This window comes from Bacillus cereus group sp. BfR-BA-01408 (assembly GCF_022663305.1).
GTDB lineage: Bacteria > Bacillota > Bacilli > Bacillales > Bacillaceae_G > Bacillus_A > Bacillus_A pacificus.
On record NZ_JAKUFF010000124.1, the window covers coordinates 1 to 8,450 of the forward strand.

Here is an 8,450-nt window from a genome sequence, read left to right on the forward strand (position 1 = left end):
GTTACACAAATACCCTCTCCTACTCTCATTTTTTAATTCTATTCAGGAATGAATATTCATTCCTGTCCTTATAAAGCTATAGAATCAAATGATTCTTATAGCGTTCCAAGAGCTTTCTTCCAATTCTTTTACTAATTCTTTTGAGTACTCTAATTGCCCTGTTGCAATTACTTTAATTAATTTTTCTAACGGTTGATATACAATAATAATTAAAGCAACTGGAGGTAACGGACGGAGTAAGCCTTTTACAATCCCATCTTCTATAATATTCATAAAGAAGCCTATAAAATCATCAAATATTTTCTTGCTTTGTTCATCAAGAAAATAACTATCACAGTGAGAATTTGTAAACAGAAAAGCATCCACATTATTTCTCGCAAATTCAAATAAACGGTTATACGTATGACTAAACTGTTCACGAATATTTGCTTCAACAGGAAAATCCGTTTTTATCATTTCAGAAAGCTGTAACATACTTTTTGAAAATAATGAGTTAACAAGCGCCTCTTTATTTTCAAAATAGCGATAAATAGTACCCGCACCGACTTTTGCCTTTTCAGCGATCATTGGAATTGTCGTACCATCGTAACCACGCTCCGCAAAAAGTTGCATCGCAGCATCAAAAATATCCTCTTGTTTGTTTTTAGCCATTTTTTCCACCTCTATTTTCAGGAATGAAAATTCATTCCGTTTTTAATTATAAATTAAAGGAAATAAAAGTCAAGTGTGTGACTACGTATAGTTGTAATTTTATTCCCTTATTTGTGAATAAAATTATATCAGCGATTTTCAGGATATATCAACTTACCGACAAAAACCGACGCCCAAAGAGAAAGCTGTCCCAAAATTTGATTTTGGACAGCCCTATTTTTTAAAAGAAATCATAAATAAATGCTTCTCGTACCGGAACTATTTTCTCAAACGTTCGTATTTCCTCTTCACTTCCATTAATTAATTCAAGTTCATTTAGTTCTAATGGGCGTTTGTATCCAAGCAATATTGTAGATAGTGCATTTATATCTAGCTTGATCCCTTTATCCATTGGTTCTTCTATAATTGTTATTTCATAATTTGCAAGTCTCACCGATACATTATTCCACGGTGCAAATGAATCTGTAATATGTAAAATTATTTCTTGTTGTATATTGTTCCAGTTTAACTCATACTGTTTTAAGAACTGCTCTACATCTACAATTCTTCCCATAAAATATGGTTTTATTTCTGTTTTCACACGTGGTTCTTGCAATGTATATAACAACTGTTCGTTTTCACTTACTGTCATTTCAAGTTCTTTAATCATAGAATCATGTTGGCAAATAAAGTTCCATAGACCATTTCGTGCTTCATTATGCAGTGGTACGAATTCTTCTACAGTCATTTTAGATTTTTCTATTTTATATAACATGTAACCTGCTGCCGTTTTATTTTCATCGTAGTAAATTGCTAATGTTAAATCATCATAAACTGCTTGTAACCACCATTTTTCATTGCGAACTAGCATACCAGAAAAACGTTCTGCAAATGTTTCATAAAGCTTCTCGACTTCTTCTGAGTGATTTTCTTTATTGAAACGTTTCACAGTACCATTCACTTGTTTTTTCATAACTAAATCACTCTTTGTCATATGACATACAAGAAGATTCGCACAAAGTTCCCAGCCATATTTACGGTAAAATGCAACAGCAAATGGATGTAACATCGATACTGTATATCCGTCTTTTTTCATCGTTTGAAGTGAATGTTGAAGTAATTCTTTCACATATCCGCTTCTTCTATACTCTGGATACGTTGCTACCCCTGCAACGCCACCCATTTTAAATGTTTCTTTTCCTATGTATATATGAAACGGAATAAGGTGTAGTTTTGCCGCTAAGTCATTACCTTCCATAATACCGTATACTTCATGACTTTCCTTCATTCTTGTAAGTTGCTGCTGCAATCGATCCTCTTCAACTTTATATTGAAAAGCGTATTCTGATAAGCGTAATGCTTCTCTAAATTTATCTTCTGTTAATCGTATAACATTCATATATTTCTCCTCCCTCCTTTATTTGAATTGTACCATAATTCTAAACGTTACAGTTCGGTGAATGAAATTATACTAGCTTATTAACAAACATCCAATATGAAAAAGCAGATACATCTCGTATCTGCTTCTCATCACTTTATTTAGCTAACTTTTGAAGTTCTTCGAAGAATGTAGGGTATGATACACCAACTGCTTCTGCATCTTCAATTGTTGTTTTTCCTTTTGCAATACATCCCGCAATCGCAAGCATCATTCCGATGCGGTGATCACCATAGCTATTAACTGTATTACCTTTTAGAGCTGATTTCCCGTAAATAATCATCCCGTCGTCAGTTGCCTCTATGCGAGCACCAAGTTTCGTTAATTCCGCTACGACTGTATCAATACGGTTCGTTTCTTTTACTTTTAATTCGTGTGCATCTTTAATTACTGTAATTCCTTCTGCTTGCGTTGCCGCTAAAGCGATAACAGGAATTTCATCAATTAATCTAGGGATAATATCTCCGCCGATTTCGATTCCTTTTAATGAAGATGTTTCAATTGTAATGTTTGCAGCTGGTTCTGATGCTCCTTCGTTAATTGGCTCTACAGTGAACGTAGCACCCATTTTCTCTAAAACATCAATAATACCTGTACGAGTTGGATTCATTCCTACATTTTGTAATACTAGTTTACTATTTGGAATAATTGCACCTGCTACTAAGAAAAATGCAGCTGATGATACGTCACCTGGTACTTGAACATCTGTCGCTGTTAACTTTTGTCCACCTGCTAGTTTCACTGTCTTTCCTTCGCGAGTTACTTTAACGCCAAATGCTTCGAGCATTCTTTCCGTATGATCGCGTGAAATATGTGGTTCTGTAACAGCTGTTACACCTTCTGCACGAAGTCCTGCAAGTAAAATAGCTGACTTTACTTGTGCGCTTGCTACCGGCGAAGTGTATTCAATTGCTTTTAAATCTCCACCACGTATTGTTAGCGGTGTAAACGTTCCTTCTTCGCGCCCATCAATGTTCGCACCCATTTGTTTTAATGGATTTGTTACACGTTTCATCGGTCTTTTTGCAATAGATGCATCACCTTGTACGCAAGAGAAAAATGGTGTATTTGCCAAAATTCCTGACATTAAACGTATAGTTGTACCCGAATTACCAACATCTAATACAGCTTTCGGTTCTTGTAAACCTTCTAATCCTTTACCAACTACAGTGACTTCATCACCGTTTTGCACGATGTCTACTCCCATTTCTTTAAAACAAGAAATTGTACTTAAACAATCTGCACCGGGCAAGAAACCTTTAATTGTTGTTTTTCCTTCTGCAATCGCACCGAACATGACAGCACGGTGCGAAATCGATTTATCTCCTGGAATTGTAATGTTGCCATTTAATCCGTTATTAACAGGTTGAATTGTTCTTTCCTTCACGTTTTCACCTTCTCATTTAAATTGTTTCATAAGTTTGGTATTTTTCTTCTCCAAGCGCGAGTTTTGCTTGCATACGATCTTCTTCTCGTTGGAAGCTAATACGTAATACTCCAAGTAATCCTTCACGCGCTTCTAATATTTGCAAGTTCGTAATACTAATTTCCTCGCGAGCCAAAATACTCGTAATGTGGGCCAATGCCCCTACTTTATCTAAAACATCGACGTATAAGTCATGATAGGCAGGAATCGCCCCTCTCTTTCTTACCGGTAAAGAGTCACGGTATTCTTTCGCGTCTGCAAAATAGTTTTGAATCTCGCCTGCATCTCCGGTCGAAACTGTATCATATAAATCTTCCATTTCAGAGATCCACTCTTTTAATAATAACATTAAATGCTCACGATTTTGCTTAACAATATCACTCCACATTTTCGGACTACTAGATGCGATACGTGTAATGTCTTTGAAACCTCCAGCAGCTAGCTGATAAATAAGTGGATTATCTCCTGCATGTTTCTCTACTTGCTTTACTAATCCAGCTGCAATAAGATGCGGGAAATGACTTACAATTCCTGTTACATAATCGTGTTCTTCTGTGTTTAAAACAAGGAAATGTGACCCTGTTCCTTTTAACCAATCTTTCAACTCTTCCACATCTTCATTTGGCACGTGATGCATCGGTGTTAAAATGTAAAATGCATTTTCAAATAAATGCGCTTTTGCACTTTCAACTCCCGTTTTATGAGAACCTGCCATCGGATGTCCACCAATGAAAGAAATTTCCTTTGAAAACAAAGCTTCTGCTTCATTCATAATCGTTCCTTTTGTACTACCAACATCGGTTACGATAACATCTTCTCGTAACCGAAATGACGCTAATTTGTGTAATAATTTCTTCGTTTCTTCAACTGGAGAAGCAAAAACAATTAAATGCGCCTCTTCACATGCATGTTGTAAATTTACTGCTATTTCATCTACTACGTGTAATTCTTTTGCACGCTCTACTTGTTCTTGAAATATATCATAACCTGTTATCGTTACATCGTGCTCTTTCTTAATTGCTAATGCGAGAGAGCCTCCGATTAAACCAGTTCCAATTAATACTACCTTCTTACGCATTTGCCTCATCTCGAGACTTTCTTTTTTTATTTTCAAAGTGTTGTTGTAACACTGAAATCACTCCTTCATTTTGCTCCCTTGTTCCGACTGTAATACGGACACCATTTGGGAACGGCCGAATAATAAATCCTGCGTGTGCACAAGCTTCATAAATCTCTCCAGCATTCTCAACTGGTAAGAAGATGAAATTTGTTTGCGATGGATAAAATGGAATATCATTTTCCTTACAAAAGCTCTCGTATTGTTGTAATCCTTCTGTATTTACACGAACTATTTCTTCAATAAACTCGTCATCACCAAAAGCAATCGTCGCTGCTTTTTGCGCTAATGAAGATACGTTAAATGGCAAACGTACGACATTTAATTTCTCAATTAACTCTTCCTGTCCAATCGCATATCCTACGCGGAAAGAAGCTAATCCGTACGCTTTGGAAAATGTTCTAAGCACAAGAATATTTTTATGCTTTTCTAAAAGCGGTAATGTCTCTGGGAAATCTTTTGCTGTTACGTATTCATAGTACGCTTCATCAATGACAATTAACGTATTTTCACTAATCCCTTCAATGAATTGAGTCAATTTTCGGTCATTCACATATGTGCCTGTCGGATTATTTGGATTACAAATCCATACGATTTTCGTATTATTATTTACCGCTGACGAAATTTCGTCTAAATCGTATACACCGTTATTTAGTGGAACTTCTTTCACTTCACAGCCTTCAATAATCGCATGATGACGGTACTGCGGGAATGTTGCACCTGCCGTTACGATGTTATCTCCTGCTTTAAGTGCTGCACGACTTATGATTTGAATGACTTCATCTAAACCACTACCGCAAAGTACTTGTTCCATTTGTACTTGTAATTTATTTGCAATTGTTTGACGGAGCGTTGTCGCACCTCCGTCAGGATATAAAGCATGGTCCAACCACGATTTTTGCAACTCATCTAAAACACGTGGTGAACAGCCGAATGGATTTTCATTCGATGCTAATTTCACAAATGCATGATCTCCGTACACTTCTTTCATTTGTTCAGGTGATTTACCTGGTTTATATGGTTGTAATGATGATAGTTGATCTTTTACTTGCATGTTAAAACCACCTTTTTATTAAAATTCTTTTGCGTATTTATTATGTTGCGTAATGTTTTGTTGAATTAACTCCATACGATCTTTTCCGAATTGTTCGACTAGTGCATGTGCAAGTTCCCATGCTACAACAGATTCAGCTACTACACCTGCTGCTGGTACTGCACAGCTATCCGACCTTTCAATACTCGCTTGAAATGCTTCTTTCGTATCAATATCAACACTTGCTAACGGTTTGTATAATGTAGGTATTGGTTTCATTACACCTCTTACGACAATTGGCATTCCCGTTGTCATACCGCCCTCTAAACCACCGGCATTATTCGTTTTTCTCGTGTATCCTTGTTCTTCATCCCATAAAATTTCATCGTGCACTTTACTTCCTGGCTGTCTTGCTGCTTCAAAACCAACACCAATTTCAGCACCTTTAAATGCATTAATGCTCATAATTGCACCAGCAAGTTTTGCATCTAATTTACGATCGTAATGAACGTAACTACCAACGCCAATCGGCATTCCTTCTGCAATGACTTCTACAATGCCTCCGATTGAATCTCCGCTACTTTTTGCATGATCAATTGCATTCATCATCTCTTGTTCTACTTCTTTATCTAAACATCGAACTGGTGAGTTTTCAGTAATCGTTTGAATTTCTTCAATTGACAAGTTAGAAATATGTTTTGCTTTTACTCCACCGATTTCAAGTACATGCCCTGCAATTTCTACGCCTAATTCTTTTAAAATTTGTTTCGCAACTGCTCCAGCTGCAACCCTTACTGTCGTTTCTCTTGCAGACGAGCGCTCTAGTACGTTTCTTATATCACGGTGACCGTATTTAATTGCTCCATTTAAATCCGCATGTCCTGGACGTGGCTTCGTAATTGTACGTTTCATGTCTTTACTTTCTTTTTCCGAAATTGGCTCTGCACCCATTACTTTCGTCCAATGTTTAAAATCATCATTTTTTACGATTAACGTAATTGGTGAGCCAAGTGTTACCCCATGACGAACACCACTTACAATTTCAACTGTATCCGTTTCAATTTGCATACGTCTTCCGCGTCCGTGCCCTTTTTGCCTTCTTAATAATTCTTTATTTATATGTTCCGCCGCCAGCGTTAAACCTGCTGGTACACCTTCTAAAATAACTGTTAACTGCGGTCCATGTGATTCTCCAGCTGTAATGTATCTCATTTCTCTTGCCCCTTTACTATTTTTTTGTACAAAAAAGTCCCTACTGAGCGCTCAGTAGGGACGATGTTTATCGCGGTACCACCCTAGTTGTAGACTTCTTTCGTCTACCTCTCTTCTTTAACGATCGTAAGACCGTCTTTTCCTCCAAAATTTGGCGAAAAAGATGCTCCAAGGCTGTAATTCATGCTTACCTTTGTACTGATTCACACCGACCATCAGCTCTCTTTAACAGGGAGATAAGCACTACTGTTTCCTCTTCAGCGCATATATGATATGGAATTAAGATAATTTATTTTTGAATCCTTTTAACTCTTCCATGAATTTATGGAATTCTGGAATATCCATTTGTTGTGCAGAATCTGATAATGCAACTGCTGGGTCTGGGTGTACTTCAGCCATTACTGCATCTGCGCCAATTGCAAGTGCTGCTTTTGCTGTTGGTAATAATAAATCTCTACGTCCAGTTGAATGCGTTACGTCAACAACAACTGGTAAATGTGTTTCTTTCTTTAAAATCGGTACTGCTGAAATGTCTAATGTGTTACGTGTCGCTCTTTCGTATGTGCGGATACCGCGCTCACAAAGAATAATTTGGTCGTTACCTTGTGCAATGATGTATTCCGCTGCATTAATGAACTCATCAATTGTTGCTGCTAATCCACGTTTTAATAATACTGGCTTGTTAACTTTACCTACAGCTCGTAGTAAATCGAAGTTTTGCATGTTACGTGCACCAACTTGAATTACATCAACGTAGTCTAATGCCATTTCAACATCGTTCGGATTTAAAATTTCACTAATAATCGCTAAGTCGAACTCATCTGCTACTTGGCGTAAGATTTGTAATCCTTCTACTCCTAAACCTTGGAAATCGTATGGAGATGTTCTCGGTTTGAAAGCACCACCGCGCATTAATTTTAAGCCTTGGTCTTTCATCGCTTGCCCTACTTGGCGAACTTGCTCTAAGCTTTCTACCGCACAAGGTCCCATAATGAACGTTTGTGTTCCGTTACCAATCAATTCACCTTTTACGTCAACAATTGTGTTTTCTTGTTTCTTTTTACGTGATACTAGTAATGCTTTACGGTTATCATCTTCTTGTAATTCTAAGCTAGCTTTGAAGATTGTTTTGAAAATATGTTGAACCGTTGATGTTTCGAATGGTCCTTCGTTATTCTCTGCGATCATATCAAGTACTTCACGCTCACGTACTGGATCAAAACGTTTCGTACCTTGTACTTGCTTTTGCTCCCCAATTTTTTGAACGATTTCACCACGTTTGTTTAAAAGGTGTAATAGTTGTAAGTTAATTTCATCTACCTGTTTACGTAATTGATCTAATTCATGATTTGCCATTTGGAAATCCTCCTCTAATGTTTTAAAAGTTATAGTAAGAGAATGAAAAATTCTCTATTTTCTGAACTGGTCAATTATACAAATTTAAAGTGGAATCGATCCCTCTTCTTATTTTAAACTAATAATTAGTACAAAGACACTATCTACTAATTAAAAACCCACTTTTTTGTACAAAAAATCCCTACTGATTCAATCAGTAGGGACGATATTTATCGCGGTACCACCCTAGTTGTAGACT

7 protein-coding genes and 1 other annotated feature are annotated in these 8,450 nt (G+C 36.8%); all 7 genes read right to left on the reverse strand.

Going from position 1 to position 8,450, the window contains the following annotated elements; genetic code table 11:
* Positions 1 to 84: 84 nt before the first annotated feature.
* The 7 genes from MR083_RS25535 to MR083_RS25565 all read right to left on the reverse strand — a co-directional run bounded on the left by MR083_RS25535 (position 85) and on the right by MR083_RS25565 (position 8,212).
* On the reverse strand, positions 85 to 651 hold the full coding sequence (locus tag MR083_RS25535; RefSeq protein WP_001107304.1) for a TetR/AcrR family transcriptional regulator: 567 nt from the start codon (positions 649 to 651) through the stop codon (positions 85 to 87).
* Between the two features lie 220 nt (positions 652 to 871).
* Positions 872 to 2,029 carry a GNAT family N-acetyltransferase gene (locus tag MR083_RS25540; RefSeq protein ID WP_242270035.1) on the reverse strand — a complete coding sequence of 386 codons (1,158 nt, stop codon included), beginning with the start codon at positions 2,027 to 2,029 and terminating at the stop codon, positions 872 to 874.
* Positions 2,030 to 2,165: 136 nt separating this feature from the next.
* A complete protein-coding gene (gene aroA, locus MR083_RS25545) occupies positions 2,166 to 3,455 on the reverse strand; it encodes a 3-phosphoshikimate 1-carboxyvinyltransferase (protein WP_000664610.1) in 1,290 nt (429 codons plus the stop codon).
* A gap of 16 nt (positions 3,456 to 3,471) precedes the next feature.
* The gene (gene tyrA / locus MR083_RS25550; RefSeq protein ID WP_242270036.1) at positions 3,472 to 4,572 is read right to left on the reverse strand and encodes a prephenate dehydrogenase; all 1,101 of its coding nucleotides are present in this window, start codon (positions 4,570 to 4,572) and stop codon (positions 3,472 to 3,474) included.
* Positions 4,565 to 5,665: a histidinol-phosphate transaminase gene (gene hisC / locus MR083_RS25555; RefSeq protein ID WP_001197235.1), complete on the reverse strand. Its 1,101-nt coding sequence runs from the start codon at positions 5,663 to 5,665 to the stop codon at positions 4,565 to 4,567. Before hisC ends, tyrA begins: the two co-directional genes overlap by 8 nt.
* A gap of 18 nt (positions 5,666 to 5,683) precedes the next feature.
* Entirely contained in the window at positions 5,684 to 6,856 is a 1,173-nt protein-coding gene (gene aroC / locus MR083_RS25560; RefSeq protein ID WP_001269411.1) for a chorismate synthase, read from the reverse strand.
* 53 nt (positions 6,857 to 6,909) lie between these two features.
* Positions 6,910 to 7,126, reverse strand: a binding site (T-box leader).
* A 9-nt stretch (positions 7,127 to 7,135) separates the two neighbouring features.
* Positions 7,136 to 8,212 carry a bifunctional 3-deoxy-7-phosphoheptulonate synthase/chorismate mutase gene (locus MR083_RS25565; protein ID WP_001273581.1) on the reverse strand — a complete coding sequence of 359 codons (1,077 nt, stop codon included), beginning with the start codon at positions 8,210 to 8,212 and terminating at the stop codon, positions 7,136 to 7,138.
* Positions 8,213 to 8,450: the final 238 nt, after the last annotated feature.